This is a genomic window from Streptomyces sp. NPDC005752 (genome assembly GCF_040630715.1).
Taxonomy (GTDB): domain Bacteria; phylum Actinomycetota; class Actinomycetes; order Streptomycetales; family Streptomycetaceae; genus Streptomyces.
In genome coordinates this window covers 101,293-116,249 of sequence record NZ_JBEXYB010000016.1, presented here as the reverse complement: position 1 = coordinate 116,249, position 14,957 = coordinate 101,293, and the positions used below count along the sequence as shown (strand labels likewise).

19 protein-coding genes are annotated in these 14,957 nt (G+C 67.9%); 17 read left to right on the top strand and 2 right to left on the bottom strand.

The genetic code is table 11. From position 1 onward, the window contains the following. Nucleotides 1–122 precede the first annotated feature (122 nt). The 16 genes from rpsH to truA all read left to right on the top strand — a co-directional run bounded on the left by rpsH (nucleotide 123) and on the right by truA (nucleotide 10,338). The gene (rpsH, locus tag ABZ441_RS15975; protein ID WP_031096381.1) at nucleotides 123–521 is read left to right on the top strand and encodes a 30S ribosomal protein S8; all 399 of its coding nucleotides are present in this window, start codon (nucleotides 123–125) and stop codon (nucleotides 519–521) included. A gap of 21 nt (nucleotides 522–542) precedes the next feature. Continuing rightward, nucleotides 543–1,082 (top strand): 50S ribosomal protein L6, encoded by a 540-nt coding sequence (gene rplF / locus ABZ441_RS15970; protein WP_031096383.1) that lies wholly within the window; start codon nucleotides 543–545, stop codon nucleotides 1,080–1,082. Nucleotides 1,083–1,085: 3 nt separating this feature from the next. Then, nucleotides 1,086–1,469 carry a 50S ribosomal protein L18 gene (gene rplR, locus ABZ441_RS15965; protein WP_356532941.1) on the top strand — a complete coding sequence of 128 codons (384 nt, stop codon included), beginning with the start codon at nucleotides 1,086–1,088 and terminating at the stop codon, nucleotides 1,467–1,469. A gap of 47 nt (nucleotides 1,470–1,516) precedes the next feature. Then, nucleotides 1,517–2,116: a 30S ribosomal protein S5 gene (gene rpsE / locus ABZ441_RS15960; RefSeq protein ID WP_031096387.1), complete on the top strand. Its 600-nt coding sequence runs from the start codon at nucleotides 1,517–1,519 to the stop codon at nucleotides 2,114–2,116. Next, on the top strand, nucleotides 2,116–2,298 hold the full coding sequence (rpmD, locus tag ABZ441_RS15955) for a 50S ribosomal protein L30 (RefSeq protein WP_006126892.1): 183 nt from the start codon (nucleotides 2,116–2,118) through the stop codon (nucleotides 2,296–2,298). Before rpsE ends, rpmD begins: the two co-directional genes overlap by 1 nt. Before the next feature lies 1 nt (nucleotide 2,299). Further along, nucleotides 2,300–2,755, top strand: coding sequence for a 50S ribosomal protein L15 (rplO, locus tag ABZ441_RS15950; RefSeq protein ID WP_358973508.1), 456 nt, complete (start codon nucleotides 2,300–2,302; stop codon nucleotides 2,753–2,755). A gap of 224 nt (nucleotides 2,756–2,979) precedes the next feature. Beyond that, nucleotides 2,980–4,299, top strand: coding sequence for a preprotein translocase subunit SecY (secY, locus tag ABZ441_RS15945; RefSeq protein ID WP_205018352.1), 1,320 nt, complete (start codon nucleotides 2,980–2,982; stop codon nucleotides 4,297–4,299). After that, the gene (locus tag ABZ441_RS15940; RefSeq protein WP_358973505.1) at nucleotides 4,299–4,958 is read left to right on the top strand and encodes an adenylate kinase; all 660 of its coding nucleotides are present in this window, start codon (nucleotides 4,299–4,301) and stop codon (nucleotides 4,956–4,958) included. Before secY ends, ABZ441_RS15940 begins: the two co-directional genes overlap by 1 nt. A 121-nt stretch (nucleotides 4,959–5,079) precedes the next feature. Next, nucleotides 5,080–5,916, top strand: a complete 837-nt coding sequence (map, locus tag ABZ441_RS15935; protein WP_358973502.1) for a type I methionyl aminopeptidase — start codon at nucleotides 5,080–5,082, stop codon at nucleotides 5,914–5,916. Nucleotides 5,917–6,114: 198 nt separating this feature from the next. Beyond that, nucleotides 6,115–6,336 (top strand): translation initiation factor IF-1, encoded by a 222-nt coding sequence (gene infA / locus ABZ441_RS15930; RefSeq protein WP_014047798.1) that lies wholly within the window; start codon nucleotides 6,115–6,117, stop codon nucleotides 6,334–6,336. Between the two features lie 60 nt (nucleotides 6,337–6,396). Further along, the gene (gene rpmJ / locus ABZ441_RS15925; RefSeq protein ID WP_003956441.1) at nucleotides 6,397–6,510 is read left to right on the top strand and encodes a 50S ribosomal protein L36; all 114 of its coding nucleotides are present in this window, start codon (nucleotides 6,397–6,399) and stop codon (nucleotides 6,508–6,510) included. A gap of 195 nt (nucleotides 6,511–6,705) precedes the next feature. Next, entirely contained in the window at nucleotides 6,706–7,086 is a 381-nt protein-coding gene (rpsM, locus tag ABZ441_RS15920) for a 30S ribosomal protein S13 (protein WP_205018355.1), read from the top strand. A gap of 105 nt (nucleotides 7,087–7,191) precedes the next feature. Beyond that, the gene (gene rpsK / locus ABZ441_RS15915) at nucleotides 7,192–7,596 is read left to right on the top strand and encodes a 30S ribosomal protein S11 (RefSeq protein ID WP_003956432.1); all 405 of its coding nucleotides are present in this window, start codon (nucleotides 7,192–7,194) and stop codon (nucleotides 7,594–7,596) included. Between the two features lie 137 nt (nucleotides 7,597–7,733). Beyond that, the gene (locus tag ABZ441_RS15910; protein WP_003966937.1) at nucleotides 7,734–8,756 is read left to right on the top strand and encodes a DNA-directed RNA polymerase subunit alpha; all 1,023 of its coding nucleotides are present in this window, start codon (nucleotides 7,734–7,736) and stop codon (nucleotides 8,754–8,756) included. Between the two features lie 142 nt (nucleotides 8,757–8,898). Next, nucleotides 8,899–9,405: a 50S ribosomal protein L17 gene (rplQ, locus tag ABZ441_RS15905; RefSeq protein ID WP_205018356.1), complete on the top strand. Its 507-nt coding sequence runs from the start codon at nucleotides 8,899–8,901 to the stop codon at nucleotides 9,403–9,405. Between the two features lie 78 nt (nucleotides 9,406–9,483). Then, a complete protein-coding gene (gene truA / locus ABZ441_RS15900) occupies nucleotides 9,484–10,338 on the top strand; it encodes a tRNA pseudouridine(38-40) synthase TruA (RefSeq protein ID WP_358973490.1) in 855 nt (284 codons plus the stop codon). On the opposite strand, the gene ABZ441_RS15895 is transcribed toward truA, so the two are convergent. Together ABZ441_RS15895 and ABZ441_RS15890 are read right to left on the bottom strand one after the other, a co-directional pair. Beyond that, the gene (locus ABZ441_RS15895; RefSeq protein WP_358973487.1) at nucleotides 10,307–12,196 is read right to left on the bottom strand and encodes a hypothetical protein; all 1,890 of its coding nucleotides are present in this window, start codon (nucleotides 12,194–12,196) and stop codon (nucleotides 10,307–10,309) included. The genes truA and ABZ441_RS15895 overlap by 32 nt on opposite strands. 61 nt (nucleotides 12,197–12,257) lie before the next feature. Beyond that, nucleotides 12,258–13,112: a hypothetical protein gene (locus tag ABZ441_RS15890; RefSeq protein WP_358973484.1), complete on the bottom strand. Its 855-nt coding sequence runs from the start codon at nucleotides 13,110–13,112 to the stop codon at nucleotides 12,258–12,260. 67 nt (nucleotides 13,113–13,179) lie between these two features. Here ABZ441_RS15890 and ABZ441_RS15885 point away from each other — a divergent pair, with 67 nt between their 5' ends. Beyond that, on the top strand, nucleotides 13,180–14,799 hold the full coding sequence (locus tag ABZ441_RS15885; RefSeq protein ID WP_358973481.1) for an ATP-binding cassette domain-containing protein: 1,620 nt from the start codon (nucleotides 13,180–13,182) through the stop codon (nucleotides 14,797–14,799). The last annotated feature ends 158 nt before the right edge of the window (nucleotides 14,800–14,957 follow it).

The following is a 14,957-nucleotide window of genomic DNA, read 5'->3' as shown; positions in this document are numbered from 1 at the left end:
CGCCTGCCGCCCTGACCGACTTACTACGCCGTAGGTCCCCGCACCGCACCCGTCCCGCCACTGAGTGGGGAGAGGGATGGCGCATACAGGAAACCCCGGCGAGAGAGGCCGAAGGCCAACTCATGACCATGACTGACCCCATCGCAGACATGCTCACGCGTCTGCGTAACGCGAACTCGGCGTATCACGACGAAGTCGCAATGCCGCACAGCAAGATCAAGTCGCACATCGCGGAGATCCTCCAGCAGGAGGGCTTCATCACCGGCTGGAAGGTCGAGGACGCCGAGGTCGGCAAGAGCCTCGTTCTCGACCTGAAGTTCGGTCCGAACCGCGAGCGTTCGATCGCCGGCATCAAGCGAATCTCGAAGCCGGGTCTGCGTGTATACGCAAAGTCCACCAATCTGCCGAAGGTTCTCGGCGGCCTGGGCGTGGCGATCATCTCCACGTCCCACGGTCTCCTGACCGGCCAGCAGGCCAGCAAGAAGGGCGTAGGTGGGGAAGTCCTCGCCTACGTCTGGTAGTCGGGAACGGAGGAACAGCTCATGTCGCGAATCGGCAAGCTCCCCATCCAGGTTCCCGCCGGTGTGGACGTCACCATCGATGGCCGCACGGTCGCGGTGAAGGGCCCCAAGGGTTCCCTCTCGCACACCGTCGCAGCGCCGATCGAGGTCACCAAGGGCGAGGACGGCGTGCTCAGCGTCGTCCGTCCTAACGACGAGCGTCAGAACAAGGCCCTTCACGGCCTGTCCCGCACGCTGGTGGCGAACATGATCACCGGCGTGACCCAGGGATACACCAAGGCGCTCGAGATCAGCGGTGTCGGTTACCGCGTCCAGGCGAAGGGCTCCAACCTGGAGTTCGCCCTGGGCTACAGCCACCCGATCCTCATCGAGGCTCCCGAAGGCATCACCTTCAAGGTCGAGTCGCCCACGAAGTTCAGTGTCGAGGGCATCGACAAGCAGAAGGTCGGCGAGGTTTCGGCGAAGATCCGTAAGCTGCGGAAGCCCGACCCGTACAAGGCCAAGGGCGTCAAGTACGCCGGCGAGGTTATCCGCCGCAAGGTCGGAAAGGCGGGTAAGTAAGCCATGGCATACGGTGTAAAGATTGCCAAGGGCGACGCCTACAAGCGTGCCGCCCTCAAGCGCCGTCACATCCGCGTCCGGAAGCACATCTCCGGTTCGCCCGAGCGTCCGCGCTTGGTTGTGACGCGTTCCAACCGCCACATGGTCGCTCAGGTCATCGACGACGTCGCGGGCCACACGCTCGCGTCGGCGTCGACCCTGGATGCTTCCATCCGCAGCGCGGACGGTGACAAGAGCGCCCTGGCCAAGCAGGTCGGGGCCCTGGTCGCCGAGCGCGCCAAGGCCGCAGGCGTCGAGGCCGTCGTGTTTGACCGCGGTGGTAACCAGTACGCCGGGCGGATTGCCGCTCTGGCTGACGCCGCCCGTGAAGCCGGACTGAAGTTCTAAGTTCCGGTTCCTACGCACAGCGGACGTAACAGAGAGAGGTAAATCCAATGGCTGGACCCCAGCGCCGCGGAAGCGGTGCCGGTGGCGGCGAGCGGCGGGACCGGAAGGGCCGTGACGGCGGCGCAGCCGAGAAGACCGCGTACGTCGAGCGTGTCGTCGCGATCAACCGCGTCGCCAAGGTTGTGAAGGGTGGTCGTCGCTTCAGCTTCACCGCGCTGGTCGTGGTGGGCGATGGTGACGGCAGCGTCGGTGTCGGATACGGCAAGGCCAAGGAAGTTCCCGCGGCCATCGCCAAGGGCGTCGAAGAGGCCAAGAAGAGCTTCTTCAAGGTCCCGCGTATCCAGGGCACCATCCCTCACCCGATCCAGGGCGAGAAGGCTGCGGGCGTCGTTCTGCTCAAGCCTGCTTCCCCCGGTACCGGTGTGATCGCGGGTGGCCCGGTGCGCGCCGTTCTGGAGTGCGCCGGCGTTCACGACATCCTGTCGAAGTCGCTCGGTTCTTCGAACCCGATCAACATCGTGCATGCGACCGTGGCGGCCCTTCAGGGCCTGCAGCGTCCCGAGGAGATCGCGGCCCGCCGCGGTCTGCCCCTCGAGGACGTCGCCCCCGCGGCTCTGCTTCGTGCACGTGCGGGAGCGGGTGCGTAATGGCTCGCCTCAAGATCACGCAGACGAAGTCGTACATCGGCAGCAAGCAGAACCACCGCGACACCCTGCGTTCGCTCGGGCTCAAGCGCCTGAACGACTCGGTTGTCAAGGAGGACCGCCCCGAGTTCCGCGGAATGGTGCAGACCGTCCGCCACCTCGTGACGGTTGAGGAGGTTGACTGACATGGCGGAGAACAGCCCGCTGAAGGCCCACAACCTCCGGCCTGCCCCGGGCGCCAAGACCGCCAAGACCCGTGTGGGTCGTGGTGAGGCGTCCAAGGGTAAGACCGCAGGCCGTGGTACCAAGGGTACGAAGGCTCGTTACCAGGTTCCGGAGCGCTTCGAGGGTGGCCAGATGCCCCTCCACATGCGTCTCCCGAAGCTCAAGGGCTTCAAGAACCCGTTCCGCACCGAGTACCAGGTCGTGAACCTGGACAAGCTCGCGACGCTCTACCCCGAGGGTGGAGAGGTCACGGTGGCCGACCTGGTCGCCAAGGGCGCTGTGCGTAACAACCAGCTCGTCAAGGTCCTCGGACAGGGCGAGATCTCCGTGGCGCTGCAGGTTTCGGTTGACGCCGTCTCCGGCTCCGCCAAGGAGAAGATCGCCGCCGCGGGCGGCACCGTCACCGAACTCGTCTGAGACAACTCGGACAGGACAGTGGCCTGAACACCCGACCGGGGATGCCTCTCATTTGGGGCATCCCCGGTTGGTCGTTCCTAGGGGGGCATGTCCGCCGGTAAGGTGGCGTGCGTTGTTGATGTGGTAAGCCCCGGGCAAGAGCCCGGGTTCCTTTGACTGTTACGTAACCGTCGATCCTCAAGACCGTCACCTCACGCTTTTGCGCGGGGGTCGCAGGAGGCACCGTGCTCACCGCGTTCGCCCGGGCGTTCAAGACGCCCGACCTGCGCAAGAAGCTGCTCTTCACGCTCGGCATCATCGTGCTCTATCGTCTCGGAGCGCACATTCCCGTACCGGGGGTGAGCTACGAGAACGTCCAGACCTGTGTTGACCAGGCCAGCAAGGGCAACAACAGCCTCTTCGGTCTGGTCAACATGTTCAGCGGTGGTGCACTGCTGCAGATCACGATCTTCGCGCTCGGCATCATGCCGTACATCACGGCCAGCATCATTCTTCAGCTGCTGACCGTCGTCATCCCCCGGCTCGAAGCCCTCAAGAAGGAGGGGCAGTCGGGCACGGCCAAGATCACGCAGTACACGCGTTATCTGACCGTGGCGCTGGCCATCCTCCAGGGCACCGGCCTGGTGGCGACCGCCCGCAGCGGCGCGCTGTTCAGCGGTTGCCCTGTCGCCGACCAGATCGTCCCGAACCAGTCGATCTTCACGACGATCGTCATGGTGATCACCATGACCGCCGGCACCGCCGCCGTCATGTGGCTCGGTGAGCTCATCACCGACCGCGGCATCGGCAACGGCATGTCGATCCTGATGTTCATCTCGATCGCCGCCAGCTTCCCCGGCGCCCTCTGGGCCATCAAGGAGAGCGGCAAGCTGGCCGACGGCTGGATCGAGTTCATCACGGTCATCCTCATCGGCTTCGTGATGGTGGGCCTCGTCGTCTTCGTCGAGCAGGCCCAGCGCCGCGTTCCGGTGCAGTACGCGAAGCGGATGATCGGGCGCCGGTCGTACGGTGGTACGTCCACTTACATCCCGCTGAAGGTGAACCAGGCGGGTGTGATTCCCGTCATCTTCGCTTCTTCGCTGCTCTACATTCCTGCTCTAATCGTTCAGTTCTCCAACTCCACTTCGGGCTGGGCGACCTGGATTCAGGATCACTTCGTCAAGGGCGACCACCCGTACTACATCGCGACGTACTTCCTGTTGATCGTGTTCTTCGCATTCTTCTATGTGGCGATCTCGTTCAACCCCGAGGAAGTCGCCGACAACATGAAGAAGTATGGTGGCTTCATCCCGGGTATCCGGGCAGGTCGACCTACTGCCGAGTATCTGAGCTACGTGCTCAACAGGATCACTTGGCCGGGATCGCTGTACCTGGGGCTGATCGCTCTCGTGCCGACGATGGCGTTGGCGGGCTTCGGCGGTGCGAACCAGAACTTCCCGTTCGGCGGGACGAGCATCCTGATCATTGTGGGTGTGGGTCTGGAGACCGTGAAGCAGATCGAGAGTCAGCTCCAGCAGCGCAATTACGAAGGGTTCCTCCGCTGATGCGAATCGTCCTCGTCGGGCCGCCCGGTGCCGGCAAGGGAACGCAGGCTGCGTTCCTTGCCAAGAATCTTTCGATTCCGCACATCTCCACGGGCGACCTCTTCCGCGCCAACATCAGCCAGGGCACCGACCTTGGCAAGCAGGCCCGTGCCTACATGGACGCGGGACAGCTGGTGCCGGACGAAGTCACCATCGCGATGGCCAAGGACCGCATGTCCCATCAGGACGCCGTGAACGGCTTTCTGCTGGACGGCTTCCCCCGCAATGTGGGGCAGGCCGCGGCGCTCGACACGATGCTCCTCAGCGAGGGCGTCAAGCTGGACGCGGTTCTCGACCTCGAGGTCCCCGAGGACGAGGTGGTCAAGCGCATCGCCGGCCGCCGTATCTGCCGGAACGACAGCGCGCACGTCTTCCACGTGACGTACAACCCGCCGAAGACCGAGGGCGTTTGCGACGCCTGTGGCGGCGAGCTGTACCAGCGGGACGACGACACCGAGGAGACGGTCCGTACCCGTCTCGAGGTCTACCACACGCAGACCGAGCCGATCATCGACTTCTACCGGGCCCAGGGCCTGGTCGTGACGATCTCCGCGCTCGGCAAGGTCACCGAGGTGACCGAGCGGGCCATGGAGGCCCTCAAGAAGTCCGACGAGGGCTGATCCCTCCGCTCCACCACTGCAGCCGGCCGCGGCGCCCTCGGGCGTCGCGGCCGACTGTTTGCGCCGTATCGTTGACTACGGCTCCAACCGTTCCCCTTCGTACGCAGAGAGGCGCCCAGCGATGGTGCAGATCAAGACCCCCGAGCAGATCGCGAAGATGCGCGAGGCGGGCCTCGTGGTCGCTGCCATTCACGCCGCGACGCGAGAGGCGGCCGTCCCCGGCGCCACCACGAAGGACCTGGACGAGGTCGCGCGCAAGGTGATCGCCGACCACGGCGCGAAGTCGAACTTCCTGGGCTACGGCGGGTTCCCCGCGACCATCTGCACCTCGGTCAACGAGGTCGTGGTGCACGGCATCCCGGACGAGAAGACCGTCCTCAAGGACGGCGACATCATCTCGATCGACGCCGGTGCGATCATCGACGGCTGGCACGGCGACGCGGCGTACACGGCCTTCGTGGGCACCGGTCACGCTCCGGAGCTCGTCGAGCTCTCCCGGGTGACCGAGGAGTCCATGTGGGCCGGGATCGCCGCGATGAAGGTGAACAACCGCCTCGTCGACATCTCGAAGGCGATCGAGTCCTACATCCGCCGCCAGCCCCGCCCGGCGACCGGCAAGTACGGGATCATCGAGGACTACGGCGGCCACGGCATCGGCACCGAGATGCACATGGACCCGCACCTGCTGAACTACGTCTCGCGCAAGCGCGGCAAGGGCATCAAGCTCGTCCCGGGCGTCTGCCTGGCCATCGAGCCGATGGTCTCGCTGGGCACCGCGCAGACGAAGGTCCTGGCCGACGAGTGGACGGTCCTCACGACCGACGGCACCTGGTCCTCCCACTGGGAGCACTCGATCGCCCTCACGGAGCAGGGCCCGCTCGTCCTCACCTCTCCGGACTGCGGTCGCGCGAGGCTCGCCCAGTACGGGGTGGAGGCCGCGCCCGACCCGCTCAAGTGACGTTGGGCCCGGGCCGTCGGCAGGACTGTCCGGCTGATCCGTGTCTAAGGATCAGGGTTAGTGGGCAAACTTGACGGATTCGTCTTTTGGAGTCCGCTGACGTAGACTGACTCGTCGGCTCTCGTGCATCAGTGTGCCCGTATGTCTGCACACGAATGAGTGAGAGTCGATCAAGGTAGCCGATTCGAAGGGCGAAGCGTGGCCAAGAAGCAAGGTGCCATCGAAATTGAGGGCACCGTGATCGAGTCCCTCCCGAACGCGATGTTCAGGGTGGAGCTCCAGAACGGTCACAAAGTCCTCGCGCACATCAGCGGCAAGATGCGGATGCACTACATCCGCATCCTCCCGGATGACCGGGTCGTCGTGGAGCTCTCTCCGTACGACCTGACGCGTGGCCGGATCGTCTACCGCTACAAGTAGATCTTGCCGCCATCCCGCTTCGGCGTGGTGAGGGCACTGACCCGGAGAACCTGACATCCCATGAAGGTCAAGCCGAGCGTCAAGAAGATCTGCGACAAGTGCAAGGTGATCCGCCGTCACGGCCGGGTCATGGTCATCTGCGACAACCTGCGCCACAAGCAGCGCCAGGGCTGACGCACGACCACCTGCATCTCGCAGCTCTTCGCGCGACGCACGTAAACGTACATACGCAGTGCCCGTCCAAGCTTCGGCTGACGACACCTCCGGCGGGGGCCGGGGACCCGGACGTACCACTCACCCTCAGGGGTCGGGTCGGCGTTCGGGAGTGGTGCTGTGGAAGACCCCCGAAATAACAACTGGAGCCATTGAATGGCACGCGTTTCAGGTGTTGACATCCCGCGCGAAAAGCGCGTGGAGGTTGCCCTCACCTACGTCTTCGGTATCGGGCGCACCCGGTCCAAGGAGATCCTCGCCGCCGCCGGCGTGAACCCCAACACCCGCGTTCGTGAGCTGGCCGAAGAGGACCTGGTCAAGATCCGCGAGTACGTGGACGCCAACCTCCGCACCGAGGGTGACCTTCGCCGCGAGATCCAGGGCGACATCCGCCGCAAGATCGAGATCGGCTGCTACCAGGGCATCCGGCACCGTCGCGGTCTGCCGGTCCACGGTCAGCGCACCAGCACGAACGCGCGTACCCGCAAGGGCCCGCGTCGCGCCATCGCCGGTAAGAAGAAGCCGGGCAAGAAGTAGTCCTCAGCGGACGCACTACGGGTGCCCGGGTCACCGGACGTCCGTGGAAACCAGCGGTCTTCGCTGTAGGACCGATCACCTCCCCTCTCCATCTGGAGTCAAGACATGCCCCCCAAGGGTCGTCAGGGCGCAGCCAAGAAGGTGCGTCGCAAGGAAAAGAAGAACGTCGCTCATGGGCACGCCCACATCAAGAGCACGTTCAACAACACCATCGTCTCGATCACGGACCCCTCGGGCAACGTGATCTCCTGGGCCTCCGCCGGCCACGTCGGCTTCAAGGGCTCGCGCAAGTCCACCCCCTTCGCCGCGCAGATGGCCGCCGAGTCGGCCGCCCGCCGCGCGCAGGAGCACGGCATGCGCAAGGTCGACGTCTTCGTCAAGGGTCCCGGCTCCGGCCGTGAGACCGCGATCCGCTCCCTCCAGGCCACGGGCCTCGAGGTCGGTTCGATCCAGGACGTCACCCCGACGCCGCACAACGGCTGCCGTCCGCCGAAGCGTCGCCGCGTCTGATCCGCTACGGCCGGTGACGGCCGTGCGTCAGTAGCGTTTGATCCGGGCGGTACGTCCTTATCTGGGCGTACCGCCCGTATCCTTGTTTTATCTGTCGGGCATCAAATAGTGGGTGCCCACGACTGAAGGATCACCACATGCTTATCGCTCAGCGTCCGTCGCTGACCGAAGAGGTCGTCGACGAGTTCCGCTCCCGGTTCGTGATCGAGCCGCTGGAGCCGGGCTTCGGTTACACCCTCGGCAACTCCCTGCGCCGCACGCTCCTCTCCTCGATCCCCGGTGCCGCTGTCACCAGCATCCGGATCGACGGTGTCCTGCATGAGTTCACCACCGTGCCGGGCGTCAAGGAGGACGTGACCGACCTCATCCTCAACATCAAGCAGCTGGTCGTCTCCTCGGAGCACGACGAGCCGGTCGTGATGTACCTGCGCAAGCAGGGTCCCGGCCTGGTCACCGCTGCTGACATCGCCCCGCCGGCCGGTGTCGAGGTCCACAACCCGGACCTGGTCCTGGCCACGCTGAACGGCAAGGGCAAGCTGGAGATGGAGCTGACCGTCGAGCGCGGTCGCGGCTACGTCTCCGCCGTCCAGAACAAGCAGGTGGGCCAGGAGATCGGCCGGATCCCGGTCGACTCCATCTACTCCCCGGTGCTCAAGGTCACGTACAAGGTCGAGGCGACCCGTGTCGAGCAGCGCACCGACTTCGACAAGCTGATCGTCGACGTCGAGACCAAGCAGGCCATGCGTCCCCGTGACGCCATGGCGTCGGCCGGCAAGACCCTGGTCGAGCTGTTCGGTCTGGCGCGCGAGCTCAACATCGACGCCGAGGGCATCGACATGGGCCCGTCCCCGACGGACGCCGCGCTCGCCGCCGATCTGGCGCTGCCGATCGAGGAGCTCGAGCTCACGGTCCGTTCGTACAACTGCCTCAAGCGCGAGGGCATCCACTCCGTGGGTGAGCTCGTGGCCCGCTCCGAGGCGGACCTGCTCGACATCCGCAACTTCGGTGCGAAGTCGATCGACGAGGTCAAGGCGAAGCTGGCCGGTATGGGCCTCGCGCTGAAGGACTCGCCTCCCGGCTTCGACCCGACCGCCGCCGCCGACGCCTTCGGCGCGGACGACGACGCGGACGCCGGTTTCGTGGAGACCGAGCAGTACTGATCCGCTTCCCGGCCCGGGGCGTCCGCTGATGCGGGGCCCCGGGGCCGGTCGCGGACCATCAAGGACTTCCGCGGGGCGGCCGCCTCGCGGGAACTGACACCGGTACCTGATACGGCCGGTGCAGCACACAAGGAGAAACACCATGCCTCAGCCCGCCAAGGGTGCCCGTCTGGGCGGCAGCGCTGCGCACGAGAAGCTTCTTCTCATCAACCTCGCGAAGTCGCTGTTCGAGCACGGCCGCATCACCACGACCGAGGCCAAGGCCCGCCGCCTGCGTCCGGTCGCCGAGCGTTTCATCACCAAGGCGAAGAAGGGCGACATCCACAACCGTCGCCTGGTGCTGCAGTCGATCACGGACAAGAGCATCGTGCACACGCTCTTCACCGAGATCGCCCCGCGGTACGAGAACCGCCCCGGTGGTTACACCCGCATCACCAAGATCGGCAACCGTCGTGGCGACAACGCCCCGATGGCCGTCATCGAGCTCGTCGAGGCCCTGACCGTGGCGCAGGCCGCCACCGGTGAGGCCGAGGCCGCCACGAAGCGCGCCGTGAAGGAAGACGCCCTCAAGAAGGACGAGGCTCCGGCCGAGACCGTCGAGGACGCCAAGCCGGCTGACGCCGCCGCTGAGGAGTCCAAGGACGCCTGAGCGTTCTGAGACCCTGGTACGGGCCCGCATCACCCTTCGGGGCGGTGCGGGCCCGTTCGGTTTTGAGAGGATCTGCGGGTGAGTGACGAGGCAGAGCCCGGATTCGTACGGGTACGGCTGGACCTTTCCTACGACGGCAAGGACTTCTCCGGCTGGGCGAAGCAGACCAGCAGGCGCACGGTGCAGGGCGAGATCGAGGACGCTCTGCGCACCGTGACGCGGTCGTCGGTGACGTACGGCCTGACGGTCGCCGGGCGCACCGATGCGGGGGTGCACGCGCGGGGGCAGGTGGCGCACGTCGACCTGCCGGTCGAGGTGTGGGCGGAGCACGAGGAGAAGCTGCTGCGGCGGATGGCGGGGCGCCTGCCGCAGGACGTACGGATCTGGCGGGCGGCGGAGGCCGCGGCGGGGTTCAACGCGCGCTTCTCCGCGCTGTGGCGGCGTTACGCGTACCGGGTGGGGGACCGGCCGGGCGGGGTGGACCCGCTGCTCCGGGGCCATGTGCTGTGGCACGACCGGCCGCTGGACCAGGACGCGATGAACGAGGCGGCCGCCCTCATGGTGGGGGAGCACGACTTCGCGGCGTACTGCAAGAAGCGTGAGGGCGCCACGACCATCCGTACGCTGCAGAAGCTCCACTGGGTCCGGGACACGGAGACCGGTGTGCTGACGGCGACCGTGCAGGCCGACGCGTTCTGCCACAACATGGTGCGGGCGCTGATGGGCGCGGCGCTGTTCGTGGGAGACGGGCGCCGGCCCGTCGCGTGGCCGGCCGAGGTGCTGGCGGCGAAGGTGCGGGACCCGGGGGTGCACGTGGTGCGGCCGCACGGGCTGACGCTGGAGGAAGTGGCCTACCCTGCGGACGCGTTGCTGGCTGCCAGGGCCGTGGAGGCCCGCAACGTCAGGACGTTGCCGGGGGCGGGGTGCTGCTGACCGGCCGACGGCGCAGGGCGCGCACCAGCCTGGCCGCGCTGTCCACGGCCAGCAGTGTCATCACGGTGGAGCGGAACCAGCCGATGTCCGGCGTCCACCAGGCGTAGGCCGCCGCCGAGGTGAAGAGCAGCAGGGCCGCCGTGCGCAGGACCCACCAGTGGGCCGGGTGCCGTTCGTCCTGGGGAGGGGCTTCCGGATGGACGCCGTCCTTCGTGGTGAGGGTGTCCCGCATGCCCGCGAGGAACCCCCGGCGGGCCAGCACCCGGGCGCCGGGGAGCCCTGCGAGGATCTCCTGCTGCCCGCCGTATCCGGCGGGCAGCGGCGGGAGGCCCAGGGCGGCGAGGAGTTCGCCCTGGTGGCGGGAGGGGTCCCCGGCGGCGCGCAGGATGTGGGCGAGGGGACGCGGGTCGGACAGGCCGTAGACACGGGCGAGCGCGGTGGCCGTCGCGGCCGCCCTGGCGTGGTCGGCGGCGGGCGCGGCGGTCTCCCAGGCGTGGTCCGCCACCTTCCTGCCCCGGTGCAGGAGGGTGAAGCTGCTGCGCTCCGGGGTGCGGTGCAGGACCAGCGCGGGCCATTCCTCGGCCGTGGTGAAGTTGTCGGCCGCCGCGGTGAGCGGGTCCTCGGGGAGCAGCGCCGCGCGCTTGGCGCGTACCGGGTCCGGGACGATCTCGACGTACGTGTGGTGATTGCCGGCCGGGGCGGTCCGGAGGCTGTGGCCGCAGATCAGGGCTGCGTGGGCCACCTCGGTGGGGCCGGTGGAGGCGATGGCGACCGACCGCGGGGCCAGCTCGCGCTCCCAGTCCGGCGTACCGGTGGCCGGAGGGCCGGGGGAGGGCCGGAAGAAGGGGACCTTCATCGCGAGCTCGACGCGGGTGTCGGAGCGGGCCTCCAGGAACTCGGCACGGGCCTCGCCGAAATAGGTCCAGGGGTAGGTGGTGGCGTGCACCCCGATGCTGCGGAAGGCGGTGAGCGCCTCCTCGTAGCGGTCCATCGACCACAGGACCAGGGCCAGGTGGTTGCGGAAGCCCGCGGCCTCACGGTCCCCGGGGGCGTAGCTGTCCGACAGGGCCTGCGCGCGGGTCACCGCCGCCTCCGCGCGCTCCGCGTACGGGTCGGGATCGGGTGTCTCCTCGTCGGCGATCAGGTACTCCACGACGGCCTGGAGCGGCAGCGCGTGGAGCTTGGACCCCGGAGGCGCGTGGTCCGCCGCCCGCTCCGCGAAGGCGAACATCTCCTCGTGCGAGCCGTACCACTTGGCGCAGAGGTACTGGAGCGCCTGGATGTGGCATCCCTCGTGATGCGGGTCGCGGGTGTTGGCCTCGGCCAGATAGGTGTCGAAGACCTCGCGCGGGGCCTCGATGCCCCGAGCCTGGGTCAGCGCGATGCGCCACGGGACCGGGTCGTCGGGGTTGAGTTCGGCGGCGGCGGAGATCACCGGCACCGCGTCCCGCAGCACCGTGTGGAACGCCTGGAACTGGTCGGCCTCGACGTGCCTGGCCCGGGCCCCGGTCCGTATCTTCCAAGCCTGGAAGACGTACTGGTCGGCCTTGACGAGTACGGCGTCGGGGTCCTCGGGGGAGTCCTCCAGCCAGCTGTCGAGCCAGCCCGGATGGTGCAGCGAGGCCCGTGCGAGCCGGGAGACGCAGGTGTCCCTGTGCTCCCACTGGGCGTGCTCGCGCGTGGCGGCGAGCAGCTCGGCGGCCGGGGCGTGGTGGCCCGCGGCCGCGGCGGCGAGGGCCACCCGCAGCGACGGGTCCGGGGCGTCGAGGACCACGGCGTCGTCCGGGGGCAGGCCCGCGCCTATCGCGTCGCTGTGGCGCAGTACGCGCGGGATGGTGAAGAGGGAGGTCAGACGCACGACGACGGGTCCTCGTTCGAGGGGGTGGACGGGACTGGTGCGTGGGGAGACCGGCGGACGGTCAGGTGACGGGCGCGCCCGCGGCTGCCGAGGCCTGTACCTCACCCCGGTGACGGATCTGGCGGAAGGTGAAGTCGGTCAGGTCGTCGCCGACCGCGTACACGTCCTTGGACGCCGTGGTCACGTTCTTCCCGCTGGTGAAGCCGCCGACCGTGAAGTAGGCGTAACGGCCGTAGGAGTTGGCGGTACGCCGGCACACGGATCCGCCGCGGCAGAAGGTGGGGACCCTGGAGCCGCTGAGGGAGGCGATGCCGCCGGACGCCTGCTGGGCCGCCTTCCTGGCCTCCGCCTCGGTGCCGAACACGGCGAGGCCGATGGTGACCGCGATTCCGTCCTTGCTGTACGTGGCGCGGATGACCTGGTCGCAGCCGTTGCCGTCGAGGATCGAGCCGAGGGCGCCCTGCGTCGTCGTCGCGCAGTTCGTCGTGCGGGCGGTGGCGCCCTTGGCGTAGACGCGGTCGCCCATGGTGAGCTTTCTGCCGGGGAAGAAGGCGTCGACGGTGACCGGGGCCCTGTCCTTCTTCTCGTCGGCTATGTAGTCCTTCGGGTCCGGCGGGGGCGGCGGTGCCACCGAGGAGAAGGAGGGCTCCGGGGCGGAGGTGTCCGAGGGCAGATCGGCGGGGGCCGGCAGCTCGCTCGCGTTCTTGCCCGACCCGGAGGCGCCGCCCCCTCCGCCGGTCGTGATGACGGCCGTGGCCACGATCGCGGCCACGACTCCGGTGGCCAGCGCACCGCCGCCGAACATCAGCCACTTCCTGCGCCTGCCACGTGCGGCGGACGCGTCCGCCAGTGCCGCCCAGTCCGGAGTCCGGCTCTCTCCCGGCCCCCAGGAGGGCCCCCCTTGCCCAAAGCTCATGCGGCGAATCCTAGACCGACCGTAATCCGGTTGGGTCAACGGTTCGTATGCCGTGACAATGCTGTGCATGGGACATCTTGAAGCGGGCCATCTGGAGTACTACCTACCGGACGGACGGGTGCTGCTCGGCGACGCTTCGTTCCGGGTGGCCGACGGTGCCGTCGTCGCCCTCGTCGGCGCGAACGGGGCGGGGAAGACCACTCTTCTGAAGCTGCTCGCGGGGGAGCTCCAGCCGCACGGAGGCTCCGTCTCGGTGAGCGGCGGGCTCGGCGTGATGGCCCAGTTCGTGGGTTCCGTACGCGACGAGCGGACCGTCCGCGACCTGCTGGTGTCCGTGGCCCAGCCCCGGATCAGGGAGGCGGCGAACGCCGTCGACGCGGCTGAGGAGCGCATCCTCGGCGTGGACGACGAGGCCGCGCAGATGGCGTACGCGCAGGCGCTGAGCGACTGGGCGGAGGCGCGGGGGTACGAGGCCGAGACGCTGTGGGACATCTGCACCATGGCCGCACTCGGCGTCCCGTACGAGAAGGCGCAGTGGCGGGAGGTGCGCACGCTCAGCGGCGGCGAGCAGAAGCGGCTGGTGCTGGAGGCGCTGCTCCGCGGTCCCGACGAGGTGCTGCTCCTCGACGAGCCGGACAACTACCTGGACGTCCCCGGCAAGCGGTGGCTGGAGGAGAGGCTCAAGGAGACCCGTAAGACGGTGCTCTTCGTCTCCCACGACCGGGAACTGCTCTCCCGGGCTGCCCAGAAGATCGTGAGCGTGGAGCCCGGCCCGGCCGGCTCGGACGTCTGGGTGCACGGCGGCGGCTTCGCCACGTACCACCAGGCCCGCAAGGAACGGTTCGCGCGCTTCGAGGAGCTCCTGCGGCGCTGGGAGGAGGAGCACGCGCGGCTGAAGGCGCTCGTCCTGCGGATGCGGCAGCAGGCGGCGAACAGCCCCGACATGGCGAACCGCTACCACGCGATGCAGACGCGCTTCAAGAAGTTCGAGGACGCGGGACCGCCGCCGGAGCCGCCCCGCGAGCAGGACATCAGGATGCGGCTGCGCGGCGGCCGGACCGGGGTGCGTGCGGTGACGTGCACCGGTCTGGAGCTGACCGGGCTGATGAAGCCGTTCGACCTGGAGGTCTACTACGGGGAGCGGGTCGCCGTGCTCGGCTCCAACGGGTCGGGGAAGTCACACTTCCTGCGGCTGCTGGCGGGGGAGCCCGTGGCGCACACCGGTGAGTGGAAGCTCGGTGCGCGGGTCGTGCCCGGGCACTTCGCGCAGACGCACGCCCATCCGGAGCTGCTCGGCAAGACGCTCGTCGAGATCCTGTGGACGGAGCACGCCAAGGACCGCGGCGGCGCGATGTCGGTGCTGCGGCGCTACGAACTGGAGCGCCAGGGCGACCAGGCCTTCGAGAGGCTGTCCGGCGGGCAGCAAGCGCGGTTCCAGATCCTGCTCCTGGAGCTGTCCGGCACGACCGCGCTGCTGCTGGACGAGCCGACGGACAACCTGGACCTGGAGTCGGCCGAGGCCCTGCAGGACGGGCTGGAGGTGTACGACGGGACGGTCATGGCCGTCACGCACGACCGCTGGTTCGCCAAGTCCTTCGACCGGTATCTGGTCTTCGGCTCGGACGGGGTGGTGCGGGAGTCCACGGAGCCCGTCTGGGACGAGCGCAGGGTCCAGCGGCAGCGGTAGGGCCGACGCGTTTTGACCCGTCCGGGGCGGGGCGGGTACTGTCAGGGGTTGTTACGTATTGGCTTCGTCGTTCTCATGCGAAGGGCCCTTACGTAGGTTCCCTGGAGCAGTTACCAGTGGCTCGCATACGGGCAACGTTCCCGGCATTTGTGGGCCCC

Coding starts and splice junctions, on each gene's coding strand:
- rpsH (WP_031096381.1), top strand. CDS start 123: ATGACCATGACTGACCCCATCGCAGACATGCTCACGCGTCTGCGTAAC.
- rplF (WP_031096383.1), top strand. CDS start 543: ATGTCGCGAATCGGCAAGCTCCCCATCCAGGTTCCCGCCGGTGTGGAC.
- rplR (WP_356532941.1), top strand. CDS start 1,086: ATGGCATACGGTGTAAAGATTGCCAAGGGCGACGCCTACAAGCGTGCC.
- rpsE (WP_031096387.1), top strand. CDS start 1,517: ATGGCTGGACCCCAGCGCCGCGGAAGCGGTGCCGGTGGCGGCGAGCGG.
- rpmD (WP_006126892.1), top strand. CDS start 2,116: ATGGCTCGCCTCAAGATCACGCAGACGAAGTCGTACATCGGCAGCAAG.
- rplO (WP_358973508.1), top strand. CDS start 2,300: ATGGCGGAGAACAGCCCGCTGAAGGCCCACAACCTCCGGCCTGCCCCG.
- ABZ441_RS15940 (WP_358973505.1), top strand. CDS start 4,299: ATGCGAATCGTCCTCGTCGGGCCGCCCGGTGCCGGCAAGGGAACGCAG.
- map (WP_358973502.1), top strand. CDS start 5,080: ATGGTGCAGATCAAGACCCCCGAGCAGATCGCGAAGATGCGCGAGGCG.
- rpmJ (WP_003956441.1), top strand. CDS start 6,397: ATGAAGGTCAAGCCGAGCGTCAAGAAGATCTGCGACAAGTGCAAGGTG.
- rpsM (WP_205018355.1), top strand. CDS start 6,706: ATGGCACGCGTTTCAGGTGTTGACATCCCGCGCGAAAAGCGCGTGGAG.
- rpsK (WP_003956432.1), top strand. CDS start 7,192: ATGCCCCCCAAGGGTCGTCAGGGCGCAGCCAAGAAGGTGCGTCGCAAG.
- ABZ441_RS15910 (WP_003966937.1), top strand. CDS start 7,734: ATGCTTATCGCTCAGCGTCCGTCGCTGACCGAAGAGGTCGTCGACGAG.
- rplQ (WP_205018356.1), top strand. CDS start 8,899: ATGCCTCAGCCCGCCAAGGGTGCCCGTCTGGGCGGCAGCGCTGCGCAC.
- ABZ441_RS15890 (WP_358973484.1), bottom strand. CDS start 13,112: ATGAGCTTTGGGCAAGGGGGGCCCTCCTGGGGGCCGGGAGAGAGCCGG.
- ABZ441_RS15885 (WP_358973481.1), top strand. CDS start 13,180: ATGGGACATCTTGAAGCGGGCCATCTGGAGTACTACCTACCGGACGGA.